We start from the raw sequence: 22,132 nt of genomic DNA, 5'->3' as shown, positions 1-22,132 counted from the left end.
AATCTGAATAACACCTGATAAGCTAGTCTCTAACTAGCCCTAGTTGTTTAATTTTATCCGTTACCACTGCGTATCTATGGCCTTCACAACAGGCAAACCCCGGTAACTGCTTGAGTTTATATTTGCTAAATAATGGCGTGGTTACGCCAGTTAAAAACCGTAGGACCGTATCTGCACTGGCACTTTCAGATGCATTATGTAGGTGCTTTTGTAAACCAAATACATTTGTTCGCAACTGTTCATCACTTGGCAAAACACGTTGCTGGCTTGCTACTAGCTGCGCCACTCTCCCCTTACATACGCTACAGTGTCCGCACATTTCTGGAGCGTTTGTATCATCAAAGTAATGTGCCAAATTAGCACTTAAACAACGGTCTAGTTCAAAAAAGCGGATCATCGCAGCAATGCGCTTCAACTCACTTTGCTCTTTTGATTTAAAATACGTATAGAGTTGCTCAGCCAAATTGGCTTGCTCTAACCGTTCAATATTGACATCATACACCTGCATGACACGTTTACTTTCTAGTTCAACTAAGCCTTGTTCACTGAGGTAATCAAGTGCTGAAACAACCCGCTCTCTATCAACTCCCTGAGATACTAACGAGGCTATATCAACCGTTCCCCACACTTTCTTAAATTGCGTTGCCGAAAACACCTGTTGTAAAAACTGCTGTCGCTGTTGATCAAACTTAGCCAGAATTTTTTGTTCTGTATATAACAATTTAACTCTAAAATCAGCGTAATACGCGTACTGTGAGGTGAGGACACCACGGATCTCTAATTGCACTAACAGCGTCTTCAAAGCCAACACCCGTATATTACTTGCCTTTGATAATGCCAGCTCTTGCATATCCCAGCGACCACTTTGATGCTCAGATTGAATGGTTTTTATAACCGTTTCAACACCTGAAAGTTCGGGAGTGTCGCCATACACAAAGTTTTCGACCGTTGCAATACCATCCAAGTTTGCCAAAACAGTACACTGCGATGGTTGCCCATCTCGGCCCGCTCGGCCTATTTCTTGACTGTAATTTTCAATGGATTTCGGTAAATCAAAATGGATCACGAATCGAATATCAGATTTATCCACTCCCATACCAAATGCAATGGTTGCAACAACGACTTGAAGTTGATTTTGCATAAACGCTTGCTGTACCTGCTGCCGTACATCGTCACCTAAACCTGCATGGTACGCTGCAGCTTTTATACCTGAGGCCTGTAATTGTTTAGCGACCTGCTCAGCTTGCTGTTGCAACGTAACATATACGATCCCCGCTCCAATTTGAGCATTTACCGAATGTACCAGATGAGTGAGCTTTTCATCATTTGATAACGCAAGTACATTAATATCTAAGTTCGCGCGGTAAAAGCCGGTTTGAACAATATGCTGCGCTTCAATATGAAACTTTTCAGCCATATCCTTTTTTACTTTCTTTGTCGCCGTTGCAGTGAGTAATAGCACCAATGGAATGTTTAGTGCTTTTCTATATTCAGGTAATTTTAAATAGTCAGGCCGAAAGTTGTGGCCCCACTCAGAAATACAATGCGCTTCATCAACAACCATCATCGAAACAGGAATTTGCTTAATAAACTCACGGAACCGCTCGTTTTTAAAGCGTTCAACAGACACCATTAATATCTTGATGTCGCCACTGCGAATTCCCTGCATAATGGCCTGACTCTGTGCTTTTGATTGCGTTGAATCTAAACTCGCAGCTGCAATGCCTTTTTTTTGCAAGAAATCTATTTGATCCTGCATTAACGCTAACAAAGGAGAAACAACCAAAGTCAAGTTAGGCAAATGCAAAGCTGTCAATTGATAACACAAGGATTTACCTGATCCTGTGGGAAATATCGCTAAAGACGACTGCCCAGCTAATAATTGTGTGATTGTTTGTGCTTGCCCCGTGCGAAAGGTGGCAAATCCAAAATGTTGCGATAAGCTTTGAAGCAGTTGCTGCTCATGCACCATAGAGATGGTCTCAGTATATTCAATAAAGTGACCTAAAAATATCATATTTTTATACTCTAATGTGCAGTATCTGATCATGTTGTAGAAGTTTTTATTACGTTCTCGGCTCATAGTCAGCTGGGTTTCACTTCACTTGAAAACCTACATAGAGGTTCTTGATGCCTAACCCTACCGCTTACAAAACTCTCATTTTCAACTTTGATGGAACATCCAGTGAACCAAGAGACACGCATCAATACAGTAGTGAGCATTTTAAAGAAGATACCGGGATCAGTAATGTCCTTAAATTGCATCTCATGCTGGGAGGCAAACTCCACTCTCATGCTCAAGCAGTCTTGCCACAACAGCAGTGCTTTTATTATTCAGGCATTGGGAATCAAGGCAGTGAGGTAAAAAAACTGCTCAATCAAATACTGGCACCTAACGACACCGAAGTCGGATCTATTCTTTCAACCGCAATGAATGACTTTAACCATCACTACCAAGATGGCGACAAAGTTCTATTGATTGGCTTTAGTCGTGGTGCGGCACTGGCTAGACGATTTGCAAAGTGCTTAGAGCGCTATATAAGTAGTGGGGTTTATTTATGTGTATTTGATACTATCGCGTCAATCGGTTTTTCCAAAATAACAAAAGCGACCTGCGGTGCTGAGCATGTTATTTTTGAAGATCACAGTGTCGCTAGTAATGTGGAACAAGCACTGCATTGTGTGAGCTTAGATGATAAGCGGCGCTCATTTGAGCCCACATTATTTAATTACGCGCCTCACGTCACAGAAATTTGGTTTGCTGGCTGCCATTCAGATGTTGGTGGTGGATATTACCGCAGTGGCTTATCTGACATTACCCTACGTTATGCACTAAACTGGCTTATTACACTTAACATACCTCTGACGCTTTTGAATCAAGAACACATTAATTTTCAAGCACTCTTACCACACGATGGTACGCTACTCATTGATAAAGATGACCTTACATTAAGCCCTGATCCTCTGGCTATAAGTCATCAACATGACTATTTTTGGATGCACAGTAGTTTTAAATCTGTTACCCGTTTATGCACTGTGCTCGAACAAAACCAAGTAAGTGAACGATTACCAATCATTCATCACAGCGTTGCAACGCGGATCAATAAAATCAGTAGCTATCGACCTGAATCACTTAAATCGCTTCCCCACAATATTGAAAACAGCCACGCAGAGCATCTTATGTGTTCAGGGTTAAGCCCCCATATCACACTTGAAAATCAACATATCACCATATTAAAAGCAGGAGAAAGTATCACTATAAGGGCGTACGCCTCTGAATACTATAACCTAACCGGTATCATGCTTGAAAAAGGCGCCACATATAAATTCAATATAGAGAAAAACAGTATTTGGTATGATAAAGGGCAAGAAGTCGGCATTAAAGGTTGGCAACGCACAGGCCAAACAATTGGCGTAAAACAGCAACCGGTCGAATTGTTTACGCCGTTTAAGCGTGCAATGAATACGCCTTGGTTTGCGCTTATTGGCTGTATTAGCTGTCTTGATGATTATGCGTTTGTAATTACCGATGCGTGTGAAATGAGGATAAACCGTTCAGGTGAATTTACACCATTTGCCAATGATATTGCACAAGACTACGGTCAAAATTTTGGTTATATCAGTATTTGCATTACACGGCTAGGGTAAATACCCCCGTCGAAAAACTGTCAGCGCCCTTAATATAGTGGGCGCTAAGGCGACTTGATCCATTTGGTATACTTATCTTCAATTGCCTGCAAGCTTACTTTTAACTCACTAATCGCGTTATTTACCTTCTTGACCTTTTCACTATCAAAATTTTTTCGGTTGAGCATAAAGTGAATGGCGTTATCATTAACAACATAGCTATGTAATTGAATATCTTTATAGCCTAATAACCGTTTAAAATACAAACCACTGATTTCATCTTCAATTAAGAAGTCCACTCTCCCGCGCTTAACTAACTCCATCCGTTGTGTCACGCTTGCAACCTCAAACAATCTTTGTTTATACCATTTTATGGTCAATATTTGTGCTAACTCCTCACCATAATACGCACCAGGGTTTGCGGTAAAGGTGTATTCCGCAGAGAAAAGCTCGGTCAGACTATTAATGGGTTGGTTTATGTGGCGGGTAAATAGGCGCATCCTTTCTCTACGATACCCTTTACTAAAATGGGCTATTTTCGCTCTACTTTTGTTATAGCTGGCAGAGGGTAACACGTCGATTTCACCTTTTTGTAACTCGACAATTCCTCGTGCTGAGGAAGGTAGTTTAACAAACTCTACACAAAACCCTGCGCGAAGAAACACTTGTTCTGTAATTTCAACATCTAAACCTGTGTACCTAACATCATCATACATTACATAAGGGGGCCACGAGGTACCAACTCCCACTTTAAAAGTATCAGTGCAAGCGCTTGTAACAAAGCTCAACCAACTAAAAATAAAAAGAAAAAAAGAAGAGAATTTCAGAATAATACGCCAAAGATAATAAAGTAGGTCACTACATTATGGAACATGATACCATAAAAACAAAGGCGCCAAAGGCGCCTTTAATCATTCAATATATAACATTTTTTTTAGGGCTTGGCCCATCCTTGAGTCAACCAACTAAACACCATCGATATCAAGCCCATAACAACTTACTTATAACGCTTTCCATACTTGTGCCGTACCCGGTTCTTCACCAAGTGTCCACCACTTAGCTTGGTAATTTACACCACCATAAACAACCTTGTCTCCACCAACATACACTTTATCCGCTTGCCAAGTGTCACCACCGCCCACTTTATTTGTGACGGTCACACTAAACGTTTGCGATGCGTCAGCTTGACCATCAGACACAGTCAGCGTTACTTGATAACTTGTATCAACAGCAACTTCACCAGCAGTCAAAGACACGTTCGCACCAGTTCCTGATAAAGTTAAACCTGCAGGTACTGTCCAGTTGTACGTTAATGCATCATTATCTGCATCAGAAGCCGACGCAGTAACAGAGACACTCGCCAACTCTTCTACGGTCACATCTGCTATAGGAGAAAGTACCGGCGCAGTATTTGAGCCAGCCGCTTTCGCTGTTACCACGACATTACGAGTCACTTGACCTTTGCCATCAGATACAGTCACTGACAATGCGTATTGTGTATCCACTGTTACCGCTGGTACTGCAACCGTTACAGATGCTGAATTACCATTAGTTAACATCAGTGCTGCATCACCTGACCAACTATATGTCAGAGCATCACGGTCTGCATCCGTTGCACTAGCGGTCACAACAGCACTCGTACCTGATGCGATTGTCACTTGAGAATCAACCGTCACGACAGGCAATCTATTTGCTGGTACTCCGCCTGCTAAGCCATCGTGCATTGCATTAAGGATATCACCATTATCGGCGTCGATTTCCCAAGAGAATAAGCCTCCAAGGTTATGTGTATTCACATAAGCCCCTTTCGCTTTAACTGAACGTGGTGTATCAAAAGTCAATAATTTACCATTACTGCGATTCCATGCATATGCACCTTCGGCTTGATCGTCATAACCTATCTCAAAACCATTAATACCGGTGCCGTTTGGTCCAATTAAGTTAGCGGCAACACTCTTATAATCCATAATACCCGCCTCCCACACACCTTCAGAGGTTGAACCTTTGTACTTACCATTACCTGGTGCAGTCATTGGGTTACCAGGGATTGTTGCATTTTGTTCTTGCACACCTTCCCAACCGCGACCATACATTGCCGCACCCACAACGATTTTTTTCGAGTTCACACCTTGTTGTAACAATAACTGTACCGCGTGATCCGTTGTATATGCTGGGCCTTTACGGGGCTCGCCGTTATCGTCTAGACCTGTACCATTACACTCGTCAGTACTTAAATGTGAACCACAATACAGTGCCGTTTGATGACCTGTTACATTGTTCCAACCACCAAAAAAGTCATACGTCATGGCAAAAATATAATCCATGTACTGTGATGCAGCTTGATAATCTACGTCTTCAATCTTATCGTAACCAGAACCAATTGCTGATGTTAATTCGTATGTACGTCCCGTTTCAGCTTCTAAACCGTCAAGCATTACTCGTAGCTCTTGCATTAACGCAACATATGCAGGTCCATCTTTGACTGGGTCGCCTAAGTTAGCATTTGGACCACCACCACCTGGAAATTCCCAATCGATATCAACACCATCATAGAACTTCCATGTTTTCAGGAATTTCTTCATTGATGCAACAAAGGTATCTCGGTTGGCTTTTTCAGTAAAACCGTGGAATGGGTCTGATAACGTCCAACCACCTACCGATGGTAAAATTTTCAAATCTGGATAACGTTGTTTTAGTGCCATTAATTGCGAATAAGTACCACGAATTGGATCTTTTGAGTCTACTCCTGGTAGTGCTTTTTGTACTGCTGCCCAAGGATCGTGTATAACAACTTCATAGTCGGCTGTACCACCACATGCTTTTTCAAGTGCACGCCAGCTGTTACCATTTTCAATTTCTTTAAGCGACTCATTTGCACCACAAATTGGAATAAAGCCATACAATAAATGCGATAAATTTTGTGCTGGAATTTGCGTAACGTCAAAATTACGACCATAAATGCCCCACTCAACAAAGTAAGTACCCGTTACCATACCTGGCTTAGTACCATAATCTTTATTGTTAGGATCAACATTCATTGGCAGTGGCGCTAAGTGACCGCCATCAGTATCCGCGATTACAATGGGTTTACCTGCGCTTCGTGCACACGTAGTACCCTCACATAGTTCAAGATAAACTGTGTGACGCCCAGATTTTGTGTATGGAAAAGAGACCGTACCCGCTTTTGTTCCCGCAGTGAGTGCACCTTCATTGACTAACATATCATCAAAATAAACTTTGTAGCCATCACCACCGCTACCACTCCACGCATTCCATTTGAGACTAATCGTCACAACGTCTTTGGCGGTAACGATATCCTTATATGATCCATTCCCATCAAGATTAACTTCAACGAATGAATACTGCTGTGGTTTCCAATCTAGGCTTGGTGTAGATGGCGCTGCCATTACTGCACCTGAAGCCAACGCTAAGCCTACAAGAGCCGTTAGTTGCTTTAGTTTCATTACTTTCTCAACCTTCTTTACATGTTGTATCCAACCAATATGGTGGATGATTATTGTTGTACTGCTTATTGTTGTACTGCTAAATTTATACTGTGAACTATGCGTCCATTATAGAAATTGGCGCTATAGCTTCTTCCATACTTGTGCTGAACCGGGTTCTTCGCCTAACGTCCACCACTTAGCTTCATAATTATTTCCGTTATGACTGACCTTATCTCCGCCAACATACGTGCCATCAACCCGCCATTTAGGAAATTGTGGTGCAGTTGTGTTTTTGACAGTGACAGGAACGGTTGCTGAAGTGCTCAGTTCACCATCTGATACCGTAACGAGTATTGAAAAATCGGTGTCTACATCTACCTGTGAAGCTGTAACATCAATCGTTGCGCCACTACCTGTGAACGTTAAAGGACTCGGCACCTGCCATTGATACGTCAGTGCCTGCTGCTCATCATCAAACGCATGAACATGAAGTTGCGCTGTGGCACTTTCATCTAGGATAAAAGGTTCCGGCTTATGAATTTTAGGTGCTGTATTCGGGGCTTGTACTTGTACTGTTAAGTTATAGGTATGTTCACTATGACTTACAAATACTTCATTCGACAATAAATTCTGAGCATCAAAGGTGATGTCACCACTCGCTTGGCGCACACCAACTTGCACTATATTGGCGTGGTCCAAATTAAGCATATCTGCCAATTTTTGCTGCCAATTCAATTCATTATCCGCGGTCACTTTTAGAGACTTACTAACAATTTCTTTACCTGTGCCGTCAAAAATACGTGTCCATACCGTATCTGTTACTTTTGCAGACTGACCTTGTTTTAAATAATAACCAGCGCTAGTCCAGTTAACTGGGCCGGTGTCTCGAACAATCGTTATATCACTACAGTTATAAAAACCCTCACCAACAACATCAATACGTTGCCAACGGGTATATAAAATTGCATCACCAACACGATCTTGAGGAATGGCAACTTTCATTTCATAAAAGCGCTTGCCATCAGGGTCTTTAACAAAATCCACATTTCCAACTTCAGTCACCAACTCGAGATCCTGCCAATCTAAGGTATCAACTGACGGATCAAAAGTTGGCTTGCTAATGTAAAACTTCCAAAAGCTTGGGTTATGTGGTGTTGTCGCACGAAACCTAACTGCTAACTCATTTTGCGCATTCGGGGTAACCTCGGTCTTTTGCCAATGCGACGAAGGTAAATTCATCCCGCGTTTTTCATTCGATCCAGCTGCACACAATGTGCCATTAGGAATATTTTGCTCTACTGCAGCTTGATTATTATAATCAGGTGTATTGACTGCAAACTCATGTTCCTGAATGAACTGAACATACCCAGACTCTAAAAAAGCAGCACGACACGCTAAGTTAGGAATACTGGAACCATCATCTGGCCACCAATAACCACCTTGCGCCTGACAGATCGCTTGACGTGCTTTAGGGATCTCCATAAAGCCATGTGCCATTACCGTTTGACTTACTATTGTTAAGGCAATGGCGCCAATACTAGAGCCCAGACGTGATATATTCTTATCTAATGTTTTCATAATCATTCCCTTTATTAGGGCAGCTTAGCTGCCCTAAAGTTGACGCTTATAAATTACAGACTTTGTCATAATCACTGCTTGTCTGTGGTGCTTTATTCGACCACCATTTCGCTTTGTATACCTTGTTCCCTTGAATAATCAAATCACCTGCCGCTGCATGCGTTGAACGTGGGAATGCTGGATAAACCGAAATATCTGCAATCGGCACTCCTTCACAACTGGTGATTGGACCGCCATCTCCATTACCTGGTTTCGCAGCTGGTAGTTTCGGATACTCAAATTTAAATGCGTAACGTTTACCGTCTTTCTCTGCGACAAAGTTAGCAGGGCCTGTAATGGGGTTGTAATACATCACTTGTGCATTAACCGTTTCACCTGGCGCAAGTGATTTAGGTACACTTCCCCACTCATTGACAAGAGTGATTGAGAAGCGATGATATTCATTCTCGAAACCACCAATGTTATTACCCGCGGCATTTGAACCATTTACGTCAACTGCCATAGTCAACTTCTCTTGTGCAGCCCAATTTGATTTAAATATCGCTGATGTCGATACCGGCACATCAAATGAAATTTTTGCCCCGCTTAAGTCAATGGCAGAGTTATTGGTAAAAGCAAATGTCGGTGCAATAGGGTAGTTGTCATCTCCCGTTGGGAAATCCTTCGCTACAAAAGAAACATCAACGGACTCTGTTGGCACAACGAATGTCGGGTCACCATTATGAACATCGTATGCAACACCGCTTTGGTTGAACTTGTTATAAGCAAGCGATGTCATGCTTGAACCCATAAAGTACTCACCTTTAGCAGCATCGTAATCATAATCGCCAGCCAGTTCCCAGAACATGATCCCGCCCAAGCCATTATTAATTACATAATCAACTTTGGTGCCCATAGACTGTTCATCTTCAATTGAAATGAATACTTTTTTGTCTGCATTCCATAACCAAGGTGCTACAGCAACAGAATCATAGTGGCGAGTATAAGTCCCTGTTAATACATCAGTTGGATCTGTGTCTGGTGTGAGACCATATACCCCTAGGTAACTTGGTGTAACACCTTTTTCAAGGTTTTTAGCATGCCAAAGTGGATTTGACCCCGCTGGTACTTCATATCCGTTATCATTCTTATCATGCCAAAGGTTATCAATACCTACAGCACCATCACCACATTTATTCTTCTCACCAACCCCAGTACCCGGCGCACATGCACTTTGGTTTGCAAGTGCTGCTTGTCCCCAAAGGCCATTTGTTCCACCCTGTACATTTTGAAATCCACGTGTGTAATAAGGAATACCGATGTTAATACGTCCAGCAGAAATTGCGCCTCTAAAATAACGCACGGCCCAATCTGTATTTAAATATCCAATCCCTTCAAATTCTTTTGTTCCATACACATCCCACTGCTTTAATTCAGAATCTAACCCGGTATCGAACAGTGCCGCATTGTGCCCAACATGCGAATTCCATGCGCCATGTAGGTCATACGACATGATGTTGACGTAGTCTAAATACTTAGTCACTTGGAAAGTTTCCATACCACGTAGTAAATAACCAGATGAAGGTGACGCTATTGTCAGCATGTAGTGCTTACCATCTACTTCACCCGCTTTATCAAGTACCTCGCGTAATCGTTTCATCAGAACTTGGTATGACGCATTTAACCCTGCACGACGCGCATTAGAGATAGGGAAGTCATCAGGGTGACCTGAATCCTTCATTGATGACGGATATTCGTAGTCTATATCAACCCCATCAAAGCCATACTTTTTAATAAAATCAACAGAGCTTTGTGCGAAAGCCTCGATGCCAGCGTGATTGACTGAACCATCTGCATTGGTTGTCATTGTGTAGAAACCACCGCTTTTAACACGCTTTCCATCCCCACCAAAGAACCCACCAGTTTCAGCCCAACCACCAACTGAGATAAGTGTTTTAACATCAGGGTGTTGCTTTTTATACTTGTTCAACAAGTTAAAATGTCCTTTGTAAGGCAAGCTTGGATCTAACTCTGCACCGGCGACACCAGGCCATTCCATATTGGTGGCTGGATTGCCAACCGCATTCGGATCACCGATTGACACTTTGTTCGCTGCATCAACATGTGCAAAGGCATAGTTAATATGCGTGATTTTGTCCCAAGGAATGTCATTAACTAAGTAACTAGGTTGACCGTTTGCGCCGTTACGCCAGCTTGTAAAATAGCCAATTACACGTCGAGGGTGATCTGCCCCCATTACTTCACGACCATTTTGGTCGTAAATAGTACAATATGGGGTGTTAACACCTGGAGTTTGATATAAACCTGCTGGCTGACAAGCATCTCGGTTATCGACTTGCCCTGGTTCTACAACCGTTAGGGTCTTACTTACTTGACCTGTGGCACCTTCATTATCAGTTACCGTTAACGTAAATGTAACCGAACCTAACTGAGAAGCCTGCCAAGTGTGCATCGTTGCTGAACCATTAGAAGCTGCAACTTCAACACCGTCGACTGCAAAGCTTAGCGCCGTTACTTGACCATCACTATCACTGCCAGAAAGATTAAATTCAACGCTTGAACCTATCACCAATTCAGCCGGTAGGCTCACCAGTTCTAATGCCGCTACTGGCGCTTTATTCACCGGATCTACCACAGCTTTAACAATTACTTGGTTACTCAATTTCGTTGACACAGCACCTTTATCATCGGTCGCTTTCACCGAAATTGTATGCGTACCTTCTGTTGCCGCCCAAGCGCTGTCAAATACCTGACCTGCACCTTGTGTATCAGTTGCCACAAGTACATCATCAACATAAAACTCAACTTTGGCTACAGTGCCATCAGAATCTGTTGCGTTTACGCTAATGGCAACGCTGTCATTTACGTTAAATTCAGTACCTGACGCGGGCGTTAACCCCGATACTGTAGGAGGCGTGTTATTGACAACGCTGTCACAAACACCCAACTTAATCCACTCTTGCCACGGGTTAGAATGCGTAACAGGATCAACTTTATTCCACCACTGTGACTCATAAGCCGCATCCGCTTTTTGAACAACATCGCCTTTTACATACGCTGTATTTTCTTGCCAAACAGGTACGCCTGTACAGTCATATGGTAAATCTGATGCATAGCCTATGCTTGAAAATAAACCGAGGGATATAGCACTATATTTTAATGCCGACTTGAACATTTTTTGTGTTCTCATGATTTCTCCAACCTTTACATGTAACTTTTGTTTAACAAATTAACATTAAAAGTAACACATAGTTTCGGCTCGTCAATCGCCCCCTGAACACTTTTCAACCAGTACTGGCCATTAAAATAGTAATAATGTCGTATTTTCACTAAAACTAAATGAGTAATATTCAGCCTCAACAATTCAATTTTGATATGAATTTGACTCATCTTAACGTTTCCTAATATGAAGCCATTAAGTTATTAAAAACAGTATATTGGAGGGACGTATATTGAATTCATTACTAATCAATTGGCTTTCGGATAAATAAAACTAATGAATATAAAATACTCACAATAATAACCCAAAGATATAACATATAGCTTTTGATTATAAAAAAACAAAGTGAATTAACCTAACTTTCATCAAATGACCCGCTAAAGAGTAATACCACTGTAAACTTTAGAGTTGTAACTCAATGTTTTGTAAATAATTTATTCTCATTTTTAACAAAAACAAGTTCCAATCGAGTCTTCTATATACATTCAGGTACAAAAAAGTAGGCTTCCGAGGTAGGAAATAGGCCATTTATATTTCAACAAACTGAGCTGGATAGAAATAAAGCGATACATTAAAGAGTTTGATACACAACTTCTGAGAAATAGTTATGCTGAAAAGCGTGATTTAAAAATGAAACCTGTGAACACCACAATGTGAATGGCATTACGCCAATACGTCTTGTGGATCTTCTGCGATAGGAAAGCGGCACAAAACACGAGTGCCTTCATTAAGTTTACTCTGTACTTGGATCTCACCTCGGTGTTCTTTTACGATGCCATACACTATCGCCATTCCCATCCCTGTACCTTCACCAACTGGTTTGGTGGTAAAAAAGGGTTCAAAAATACGGTTTACCGTATTTTCATCCATACCACAGCCGTTGTCAGAAACCTCCACATAAATATTTTCGGTGTCAGATGAAACCTCCACGTTAATTTGTGCATATTGCCCCTCAACAAGATCACATGCGTACTTAGCGTTCAACAGCAAATTGACAAATATTTGATTCGTTGCCGCCAAGTTAAAATAGCTAAGGGGTAAAGGATCTGTATTGCATGTCACTTTACAGTTCTTCAGTTGATTCGTTAATAACTTCAGTGCACCATCTAAAGATTCGGTGAGATCAGTCATCGCCATGAGGTTATTCTTTGGCCTAGCGAAACTTAATAAATTGTTCACTATGGCGCTTATCCGCTGCAATCCTTCATGTGTGTCATCTAACAGTTCATCTAAGTCTTCTAATACAAAGTTAAAGCTTTGCTCTTGATCCAATTGAATCAATACTTCCTTTACCTGCTGCTCAGAAACTGTTTGAGCCATAACTTGTTGCGCCAGTTTAATTAACGACACCAAAGTGGGTGTTAAGTATCGAATACTCTCTAAGTTACTGGTTGCATACGCCAAAGGGTTATTTATCTCATGAGCTACACCGGCAGACAAAGTCCCTAGTGTTGCCATTTTCTCGGTTTGCATAAGGATGGCTTGTTGATTCTGTAATTGATCTATTTTTTCTTCAAGCGCTTGATTAGTGTTAAACAACGCACGTGTTTTATCTTCCAATAAGCTTTCTAATTCATCACGGGCCGCCTTTTCCCTTAAATATGCTTTTTTATAATTATGCGTATCATCACTCATATACTTGTACTCTCATACCTAACTTCAATCACGCATGCATCAGCCCCTTGATGCATACACTCTACGTGATCTAATGTAACATCAATACTGTAGTGCGCAGCCGCACCATAAATAAGGCCCTCGGCACATAAGCATAATTTTCGTTTTGAATAATATTGCATCAAGATAAAACCTTCACGCACCAATTCGCATTCTATTTTTGGTAAATTTGGCTCTTGATATAGTTTTGCCACTTCAACATGGATCACTGAGTCAATCCCCATGATCAAAGAACTGAAGCCATCAAATGTATCTACAATTGTAGGATGCTTTTGTAACAAATAACCAAATAAATACTCGCCAAACGCTTTTAATACATCCTGTAATGGCAATGACAAAGCCACAGCCACATCTTGCGCTAGCCCGACAAGCTCTTCATCCGGGTAACTTTTTGCAGAAATATACACCCTATCATCAGGCGCATTTTTTTCGAGTAAACTTTCCCACGCAGCCATGCCACACTTTTCTATCACTAACGACTCTAACCCTCTAAAAATAACGCCTTTCACAAAGCCTCCTTATGAGTTTTTTGCCACTCAAAAAACCAGTTCTGAGTCGTTTGTAATAACCCAAGTTCATCAAGTAAATCATATTCAGTTTTATTTAAGTCAAATGCCTGCTTACTATATACTTGCTCAACCACTCTATGTATTAAAGTCAATGATACCTCTTGCTCTGCAGGGAGTTCATCAATTAGTTGCGCCCTCACTATGGCTTCTTCAAATCCCCATAATGCTAACAGATAAGCGGCTAATGTGTATTTAGACACTCTGCTTTTATCTTTTGAATACTGAACTACGCAAAAATAGGTCAATTCACCGACACCACTTAAAAGCGCCACAGCAAATGACAATAGCTGTGTTTGTGTATCTTGGTGCAACATTTTTGCAAGTAATTGTGCCATATTCGCTTTTTGAAAAGCCTTATTAACCAACTGATTTAATGCTTCTTGCCCTGTACTATTCAATAATTGCTGTGATAACTCACAACATACAACTATTGCTTTCAACCCATTTAAACCAATACGAATAATGGCTTGCCTAAAGTCGGTGGTATGATTATTAAAGCCTATAAAAGCCGAGTTAGCGACTTGTAGCACTTTACCAGACATAATAGGGTCATGACTGACGTGTTTAGCTAACACATCAAAATTGGGCTCGTTATTTTGCAGCTCTGTCAACATACTATGAGCCACCGTACTCAAATATGGTAAATCAGACAATTGCCCTAGTATTGCCCGTGTCGAGGATGTAATGGGGAGTCCCTGTAATATTACGGCACTGTCTAACACCTCCGTTAAGTGAGTTTGTGTGAACGGTTTAACCAAATGAAAATGTATCGTATTGTTTATTTGCCATTTGTAATTGTCATTCAAATCACCACTCAGTAAACATCTAATGGCGGCTGGACAAACTTCTTTTGCACGCTCTAATACCTGCGCTCCACACAGAATAGGCATCATTGAATCACAAAATATGACATCTGGTGTGCCATTACTTTCGATACAATTAATAAACTCTTCTGGAAACTGCAAGCAACTGACAGTTGCCTCCTTATACAGGCGTCGTAGCGTCCGAGACAACGCCCTTAACAGAAGTTCATCATCATCAATTAGCAGTATATTCAGCGAATTATCAGCCATTCATGTCATCCACAGCGATAAAGTATTTGTTTATACCTACAGCTTAGTCTAAATTTATCAACATACATACTCATCTAATGCGCTGTTTTTAAATGGAAGATTTTGAAAAAATAACTAAGTACCCTGTACAAATAATGTGCCTTGACGATGAGCCGAGCGTTTTGCGTGCACTCGTTCGCCTACTTCGCCATCACAAATTACAAGCCGTGCCTTTTACCGAAGGTGCTGAGGCACTGGCTGCCCTCGAAAAACAAGATTTCGCACTGATCATTAGCGATATGCGTATGCCAAATATGAATGGGGCTGAATTTTTAGAAAAAGCAAAAGTCATCGCCCCCGATACCCAGCGTATTCTATTAACTGGGTACTCAGATCTCATATCAACAGTCAACGCCGTTAATCAGGGAGAAATACATGCTTACGTGAAAAAGCCCTGGCAAAACCAAAGGTTGATCTATCTTATCGAACAAGCGATTGAGAAATACAGACTCAAAAAACACAACCTAACGTTACAAAAACAGATTGTTGAACAAAACAGTAAGCTTAAAGAGTTAAATGACTCTCTTGAGCTATTGGTAGATAAAAGAACAAAACAAATTCGGCAGGTGTTAAAACAACTCGAAGTAGCCAATGAACATGAACGAACCGACCATAAAGCCACCGTTGAGCTCTTGTACAATTTCATCAACGCAAATCCAAATTTAGATGCACAACTTGCCAAAAACATTGCCACAACATGCTTACATATCGCTCAATTTCTCAAATTAAGTGATAAATTAATAGAAATGGCCAATATGGCGGGTTACCTAGCACAGGTTGGGCTACTCGCAATGGATCCTGCTTTATATAAGGTGCCCCCGACCGAGCTCAATGAAAAACAGAGAAAGTTATTTTATACTCACCCAGCCACAGCACAGCTCATGCTAATGCCAGCCCAACATTTAAGTGAGGTTGCGGAAGCAATATACCACCAGTTTGAAAAATACAATGGTAACGGTATCCCCAAAGGTCTTAAAGGCAGCGACATTCCTATATGTGCTCATATTTTATCCGTTGCTCGTGATTATTGGCAAAATATCAATCTCAGTCAAAAGCCACAGGAACAACGATATACCGACGCACTAGAGTTAATCAAAATGTATAGTGGTAATTTTTATCATCCAAAAGTGGTTTCGGCACTAGAAGCCACACTAAAAGATAAAAAGAATACCCAATCTGACACCGTCAAATCTATGGATATTCTTACCTCAAAACAATTAAAACCAGGTATGATCCTCGGACTTGCCATTCATAGCCACAAGGGCATCATGTTGTTACCTAAAGGCCATCAATTTACTGAAAAATCAATAAATAAGCTACAGCAACTGGAAACGCAAAAGCCCACACCTTTTAGAATCATGATAAAAGATGATTAACGTTTAAAGCGTACAACAAGCTCATACATATCGTTTGCGACTACCGTTAAATTTTTACTCACGGCTTTCACATGCTCTGCGCTGTCTAAGCTTACATTCGCAAGTGACGCAATGTTGACAACCTGTTGGTTTATGTCATCTGATACCGCGGCTTGCTCCTCAACTGACGTTGCTATTTGCATAGACATATCATTTATTTTCTCAATGGCACCATTGATCCTTTCCAGCATTAACGTACTTTCTTCTAATTGCTCGATACCAAATTGGGACTCCTTCTGACCTCGCTCCGCAATATCTACGGAATTTTGCGTACTATCAGTTAACTGTTGAATTATTGTATGAATTTCCTGAGTTGACTGCTGTGTGCGTTGAGCTAAATGTCTCACTTCATCTGCCACTACTGCAAATCCGCGACCTTGCTCACCAGCACGCGCTGCTTCTATCGCAGCATTTAATGCCAGAAGATTAGTCTGCTCTGCGATCTGGTCAATGATTTGCGCAACATCTGCAATACGTGCAGTTTGCTTTGACACACCCAGCACCGAATCACGAATCAAACATACGGTATTTCCCAGCTCAATAATTGCTTGCTTGGTAGCCACACTCAGCTTTGCACTATCATTGGCCAATAATAAAGAGCGTTGCGCTTCATGAGCCGTAGATTGAACATGGCTAGAAACGTCATTAATTGTCGTGCTCATCTCATTCATTGCTGTTGCAACTTGTTCAGTTTCCAACTGCTGCTGCTGCAATTTCTCATATGACTCAGTGGCGCCGTACAATGCACTATTTGCTCCATTTGATACATCCTTTGCCGAATACTCTATCCGCGTAATGACTGTATTCAAGTGTGCTTTCTCGCTCAACAAACGGACCTGGATCTTTGCCATTTGACCTTCCCAGGTAGAATATATTCGTGTAGCGACGTCATCACAGAAACTATGTGCAAGCGTTTGCTCCAATCGAGATAGCTGCTCATTATCACGCCATAAGTTGTAAAAACTCAACCCTAGCGCATTAACAATAAGCCATGTAAACGCCACTGTTTCAGATAAAAAGAACCAGATCAATACTGCTGATATGACCATAAATAGGGGCCAAATAGCCCTTAGTTTAGGCAGCTTTAGTGACGTGTTATTTCCATTATTAATTGTGCGATATAACTGCTCAGCACGCTGGATCATCGCTCTGTCGGGCAAGGTCCTGACCGATTCATAGCCAACAACTTGACCATTTTCGGTTACCGGAGTTACATAAGCATCAACCCAATAAAAATCCCCATTTTTGCACCTGTTTTTAACCACTCCCATCCAGGGCTTGCCTGATTTCAACTGCTGCCACATCGTTTGAAATGCAAGTTCAGGCATATCTGGGTGCCTTACTAAATTATGGGGCTGCCCAATTAATTCCTGCCGAGTAAAGCCACTGACAGAAACAAACGCATCATTACAGTCAACGATATTCCCTTGTAAGTCTGTAACAGAAATAAGCTTGGTATTGTTTGCAAATGTTTTCTCATTATTTGTGACAGGTTGATTCAGACGCATAAATCCCCTTTAGGCTAAAATTTCAACAGTGCACTTGATGCTTAGCTGATCCCTCCTCACATAAGGGAAAGTGATCATTATCAAATACAAAAAGTGTCGAGAAATTACGTGTATCAAGGCAGGCTTGCAAGCGAGAAAAGCTGAATTGTTTTGAAAATAAGACAAAAGAATGAATAATATATTATCGCTTTTTATTTTGTATTAGAATAGATCGAGTTTTCAGTTACGTACGTATCAAATATCTTGTAAAATTATAACCAGATAAGTTTCTAACTTAAGTACCTATCTATTACACTCTCAAATCTGCATTAATAATATGCTCAAGGAGCTCTATGTGTCCCGTTTTTCAGCCGTTACTGACAATCCACACGATCAAAGATTTAATCAAAAAACAGGGATCTTAGTTACGAATTTGGGTAGCCCTGATGCCCCTACAGCGAAAGCTTTACGGGTCTATTTAGCTGAGTTTTTATCAGACCCCCGTATTGTAGAAATACCTCGCCTAATCTGGCTGATGATTCTGCATGGTATTATTTTGCGTGTTCGCCCGAAAAAATCAGCAAAAGCTTATGAGTCTATTTGGACGGAAAATGGCTCTCCCCTTATTCATATTTCAGCCCAACAAACTGAAAAATTGTCACTTTTGATAAAACAACAGGGCTACGAAAACACTGAAGTAGTGATGGCGATGCGTTATGGCAACCCTTCCATTGAGTCAGGCCTTGAACTATTGCGAGATAAGGGGTTAACACGGATCATTGTTTTACCGCTATACCCGCAATACTCTAGCCCCACGACTGGATCAACGTTTGACGCCGTAGCCGCGGTATTAAAAAAGTGGCGCTGGGTACCAGAATTACATTTTATTAATGGGTATCATAAAACACCAAAATATATTTCCGCATTGGCCGCATCGATAGCGGAAGATCTCGAAAAACACGGTACGCCGCAAAAGCTCGTATTTTCTTATCATGGAATGCCTAAGCAATTTCTTAACAATGGCGACCCATATCATTGCCTATGTCACCAAACGACCAGTCTGGTTGTAAAAGCGTTAGGGCTAGATAAAGATCTCGTTATGACCACCTTTCAAAGTCGTTTTGGTAAAGCTGAGTGGTTAAAGCCTTATACTGATGAGACCCTCACCAACTTCCCTGCGCAAGGCATACACGATATTGCTATTGTCAGCCCTGCATTTAGTGCTGATTGTTTGGAAACATTGGAAGAGTTAGAAGAAGAAAACCGAGAGATTTTTGAGCATGCTGGTGGGAAAAGCTATCGATACATTCCTGCTTTAAACGACCGAGATGATCATATCGATGCACTCTTTGATGTGATAAAGCCGATGCTTTAAATGTTTTTGCGCGTCAATCGTTGACGCGCAAAAACGCCCTAAGACCGATTAAAATATACTGACTTTTTCTGCGTAAATAGCCGTGTCTGCGGGTGTTTCTAACATCTCTAAACACTCATTCATTGGTTTTGCAGGACTATAGTAAAAGCCTTGAATATTATGGCACCCAAACTGCTGTAACATTTTAAGCTGTACCGCTTGCTCCACACCTTCTGCAATCACTCGGATATCTAACTGCGTGCTCAATTCGATAAGGCATTTAATCATTGCTTGTTTTGAAGTATCTGCAACTAAGCTATCAACGAAAGACTTATCAATTTTGACATAATCAACTTGGTTTTCAATTAAGTTACTTAACGAAGAATAGCCCGTACAAAAATCATCTAACGCAACTTTTACCCCCTTTGCTCTGAGTTCACTCAGTACATGCCAAGTATATTTATTCGTTGCCATAGATTCTGTTACTTCAATTGTAATGGCATGATAGGGTAACTTGGCTTTTTCTATCGCCTCACTAATTAACGCCACTTGATTATTCGTGCTTTTAAATTCATTCACTGAGCGGTTAATTGAAATTGATACATCTGTAAAACCCGCATGATGCATTAAAGATAAATCATGACAACTTTGTTCCAAAACAAATTGGCCAATGTTATGGATCATACCAAACTCTTCCGCAATCGGAATAAAACGCCCAGGAGAGACAATGCCATACTCATCATCAAACCAACGAATAAGTGCTTCAAATTTTCGGATGTTTCCCGTTCTCGCATCAACAATAGGCTGATAATGCACAGTCAACAATTTATGCTTCAACGCATCTTTAAGTTTATCTCTTAACTTAATTTTATTTAGGTAGGCATTTTGAATAGCCGCATTATGCAGCGCAATACTTCCTACTCGGTGTTTTTTGGCACTACCTAATGCATGAGCTGCGTTTCGAAGTAAATTTGCCGCCGTAATTTGCTTATCGTTAGGTAATATTGCTACGCCGGTACTTGCTGTAATTTCTATAGTTAAATCATTAAATACATAGGGCAAACTCAATTTTTTACTCAACTTTTCGGCTATCAGCATGGTGCTGTCATCGTCACCGCTGTCTAATAAAATCGCAAATTCATCTCCACCATATCGACTGATTGTGTCTTGACTACGCAGCGCATTCTTCAACCTTTTAGCGACAGAAAGCAACACTTTATCGCCTGTTTCAGGACCAAACACGTCATTAACCTCTTTGAAACGATCTAATCCTATAAACAATAAAGCACAGCTTGTTTGTTGTGCCCGAGAGTCCGAAATCTTAGCTTCGAGCGTCCCCATAAAACTGCGTCTATTTTGCAAACCCGTCAAGGGTTCATGATTGGCATAAAAAGTAAGCTGAGCTTCGTTACGTTTCCATTGTGTGATGTCTCTAAAAATTGCAACATAGTTGCATACAAACCCTTCTTCATCTTTCACAACACTTAACGTGAGCTCTTCAGGAAAAATTTGACCGTTTTTCCTACGGTTATAGATCTCCCCTTTCCACATACCTTCCTTACTCAGTTGGTTCCACATCAATTGATAAAACCGCTTATCTTGTTGTCCTGATGATAAAACAACCGGATCTCTCCCTAACAACTCATGTCCGGTATAACCCGTTAAGCGCTCAAATGCTCGATTCACCATAATGATTTTGTTGTTTTTATCAGTGATCATAATGGCTTCCGTCGCATGCTCAAATACCACATTTGTTAACTCAAGCTGACGGTTTAATGCTGAAATATACGACACATCTTGTACTGTTGCGCTAAATACGCGTTCTTGGCTGTCTTCATCCCATTCAACACGGCCAATAATTCTCAATAACCCTTTCAATTCTGAACGCTTTTTGTGGGACACATTGATATCAAATGTATCTAATTTATTATCACCAATTTTAACCAACAAATGACGTAACTTTTGCTCATCGAGTATTTCCAAGTCAGATAAAAAGACATTCAAGGTGATATCTGGGTTATGGTGCTTGAGCAAACGCGTCATCTCTGCGCTAAACCAATGTTTGTTTTGATGAATACGCCATGTCCAAGAACTCAACTTAGCAATTCGCTCGCCTTTCGCTAATTGCTTCAAAAGTAAGTCTCGTGAAGATAATGCTAAATTGTGATTAAGTTCCGCCCCGACGATATGGCTAAGCTCTTTAAACCATGCTTGCTCAGCATGACTAACTTGCGTCGGCGAATTAAACATACACACCATTATGCCTATAGGAGTATGGTCTAAAGCACGCAACGTAATGCCCAAATAACTATCAATATTCAGTACTTTTAGTATGTCATCATGACGATAAAGGCTTTGTAAATTACAGTTAATCGCACAAATAGAATCACTACCTTTAGCGTCTTTACACGGCGTGCCTTCTAAGTCGTAAACAATATTTTCTGCTTGGCATCCATCAATGGTATAAAACACCGTTTTAACCTGTGTATCACTGCTCACAAACTTGCCAATGAAACAATGTGCGGCCCCAAACCGTTGATAAAGCATACTCAAAGCAAGTTCATATCTTGCTTCGCTGCTCGCTAAATTATAAAACTGACTAAAAGACACATTCACCATTTCATCACAACTTTATTGTTTTTAAGCAAAT

Annotated in this window: 13 protein-coding genes; 3 read left to right on the top strand and 10 right to left on the bottom strand. The window is 41.0% G+C overall.

The window, feature by feature from the left end:
• Nucleotides 1–22: 22 nt before the first annotated feature.
• Entirely contained in the window at nt 23–1,972 is a 1,950-nt protein-coding gene (locus tag J8L98_RS03075) for an ATP-dependent DNA helicase RecQ (protein ID WP_247682420.1), read from the bottom strand.
• 158 nt (nt 1,973–2,130) lie between these two features.
• On the opposite strand from J8L98_RS03075, the gene J8L98_RS03070 reads away from it, so the two are divergent.
• Nucleotides 2,131–3,648, top strand: coding sequence for a DUF2235 domain-containing protein (locus J8L98_RS03070; protein ID WP_210995233.1), 1,518 nt, complete (start codon nt 2,131–2,133; stop codon nt 3,646–3,648).
• Nucleotides 3,649–3,692: 44 nt separating this feature from the next.
• Here J8L98_RS03070 and J8L98_RS03065 read toward each other — a convergent pair whose 3' ends face one another.
• The 7 genes from J8L98_RS03065 to J8L98_RS03035 all read right to left on the bottom strand — a co-directional run bounded on the left by J8L98_RS03065 (nt 3,693) and on the right by J8L98_RS03035 (nt 15,187).
• Nucleotides 3,693–4,376 (bottom strand): transporter substrate-binding domain-containing protein, encoded by a 684-nt coding sequence (locus tag J8L98_RS03065; RefSeq protein ID WP_312037139.1) that lies wholly within the window; start codon nt 4,374–4,376, stop codon nt 3,693–3,695.
• Between the two features lie 252 nt (nt 4,377–4,628).
• Nucleotides 4,629–7,091 (bottom strand): glycosyl hydrolase family 18 protein, encoded by a 2,463-nt coding sequence (locus J8L98_RS03060; RefSeq protein ID WP_210995231.1) that lies wholly within the window; start codon nt 7,089–7,091, stop codon nt 4,629–4,631.
• A gap of 123 nt (nt 7,092–7,214) precedes the next feature.
• Nucleotides 7,215–8,651, bottom strand: coding sequence for a lytic polysaccharide monooxygenase (locus J8L98_RS03055; protein WP_210995230.1), 1,437 nt, complete (start codon nt 8,649–8,651; stop codon nt 7,215–7,217).
• Nucleotides 8,652–8,697: 46 nt separating this feature from the next.
• The gene (locus J8L98_RS03050) at nt 8,698–11,841 is read right to left on the bottom strand and encodes a glycosyl hydrolase family 18 protein (protein WP_210995229.1); all 3,144 of its coding nucleotides are present in this window, start codon (nt 11,839–11,841) and stop codon (nt 8,698–8,700) included.
• Between the two features lie 693 nt (nt 11,842–12,534).
• The gene (locus J8L98_RS03045; protein ID WP_210995228.1) at nt 12,535–13,506 is read right to left on the bottom strand and encodes an ATP-binding protein; all 972 of its coding nucleotides are present in this window, start codon (nt 13,504–13,506) and stop codon (nt 12,535–12,537) included.
• A complete protein-coding gene (locus J8L98_RS03040) occupies nt 13,503–14,054 on the bottom strand; it encodes a heme NO-binding domain-containing protein (protein ID WP_210995227.1) in 552 nt (183 codons plus the stop codon). The genes J8L98_RS03045 and J8L98_RS03040 overlap by 4 nt, the downstream gene beginning before the upstream one ends.
• Nucleotides 14,051–15,187, bottom strand: coding sequence for an HDOD domain-containing protein (locus tag J8L98_RS03035; protein WP_210995226.1), 1,137 nt, complete (start codon nt 15,185–15,187; stop codon nt 14,051–14,053). The genes J8L98_RS03040 and J8L98_RS03035 overlap by 4 nt, the downstream gene beginning before the upstream one ends.
• 92 nt (nt 15,188–15,279) lie before the next feature.
• On the opposite strand from J8L98_RS03035, the gene J8L98_RS03030 reads away from it, so the two are divergent.
• A complete protein-coding gene (locus J8L98_RS03030; protein ID WP_210995225.1) occupies nt 15,280–16,602 on the top strand; it encodes an HD domain-containing phosphohydrolase in 1,323 nt (440 codons plus the stop codon).
• Here J8L98_RS03030 and J8L98_RS03025 read toward each other — a convergent pair.
• On the bottom strand, nt 16,599–18,149 hold the full coding sequence (locus tag J8L98_RS03025; protein ID WP_210995224.1) for a PAS domain-containing methyl-accepting chemotaxis protein: 1,551 nt from the start codon (nt 18,147–18,149) through the stop codon (nt 16,599–16,601). The two genes, J8L98_RS03030 and J8L98_RS03025, sit on opposite strands and share 4 nt — an antisense overlap.
• A 334-nt stretch (nt 18,150–18,483) precedes the next feature.
• Here J8L98_RS03025 and hemH point away from each other — a divergent pair, with 334 nt between their 5' ends.
• A complete protein-coding gene (hemH, locus tag J8L98_RS03020; RefSeq protein WP_210995223.1) occupies nt 18,484–19,503 on the top strand; it encodes a ferrochelatase in 1,020 nt (339 codons plus the stop codon).
• Nucleotides 19,504–19,551: 48 nt separating this feature from the next.
• Here hemH and J8L98_RS03015 read toward each other — a convergent pair whose 3' ends face one another.
• On the bottom strand, nt 19,552–22,101 hold the full coding sequence (locus tag J8L98_RS03015) for a GGDEF domain-containing phosphodiesterase (protein WP_247682406.1): 2,550 nt from the start codon (nt 22,099–22,101) through the stop codon (nt 19,552–19,554).
• Nucleotides 22,102–22,132: the final 31 nt, after the last annotated feature.

The organism is Pseudoalteromonas sp. MMG013, from assembly GCF_018100885.1.
GTDB lineage: Bacteria > Pseudomonadota > Gammaproteobacteria > Enterobacterales > Alteromonadaceae > Pseudoalteromonas > Pseudoalteromonas aurantia.
Note: the sequence above shows the minus strand (reverse complement) of the source record. Positions and strands in the feature narration are given on the sequence as shown.

Bases quoted from the DNA above. Each gene is read 5' to 3' on its own strand.
- J8L98_RS03075 (WP_247682420.1), bottom strand. From the start codon at position 1,972: ATGGTGCATGAGCAGCAACTGCTTCAAAGCTTATCGCAACATTTTGGA.
- J8L98_RS03070 (WP_210995233.1), top strand. From the start codon at position 2,131: ATGCCTAACCCTACCGCTTACAAAACTCTCATTTTCAACTTTGATGGA.
- J8L98_RS03060 (WP_210995231.1), bottom strand. From the start codon at position 7,091: ATGAAACTAAAGCAACTAACGGCTCTTGTAGGCTTAGCGTTGGCTTCA.
- J8L98_RS03055 (WP_210995230.1), bottom strand. From the start codon at position 8,651: ATGAAAACATTAGATAAGAATATATCACGTCTGGGCTCTAGTATTGGC.
- J8L98_RS03050 (WP_210995229.1), bottom strand. From the start codon at position 11,841: ATGAGAACACAAAAAATGTTCAAGTCGGCATTAAAATATAGTGCTATA.
- J8L98_RS03045 (WP_210995228.1), bottom strand. From the start codon at position 13,506: ATGAGTGATGATACGCATAATTATAAAAAAGCATATTTAAGGGAAAAG.
- J8L98_RS03035 (WP_210995226.1), bottom strand. From the start codon at position 15,187: ATGGCTGATAATTCGCTGAATATACTGCTAATTGATGATGATGAACTT.
- J8L98_RS03030 (WP_210995225.1), top strand. From the start codon at position 15,280: ATGGAAGATTTTGAAAAAATAACTAAGTACCCTGTACAAATAATGTGC.
- J8L98_RS03025 (WP_210995224.1), bottom strand. From the start codon at position 18,149: ATGCGTCTGAATCAACCTGTCACAAATAATGAGAAAACATTTGCAAAC.
- J8L98_RS03015 (WP_247682406.1), bottom strand. From the start codon at position 22,101: ATGGTGAATGTGTCTTTTAGTCAGTTTTATAATTTAGCGAGCAGCGAA.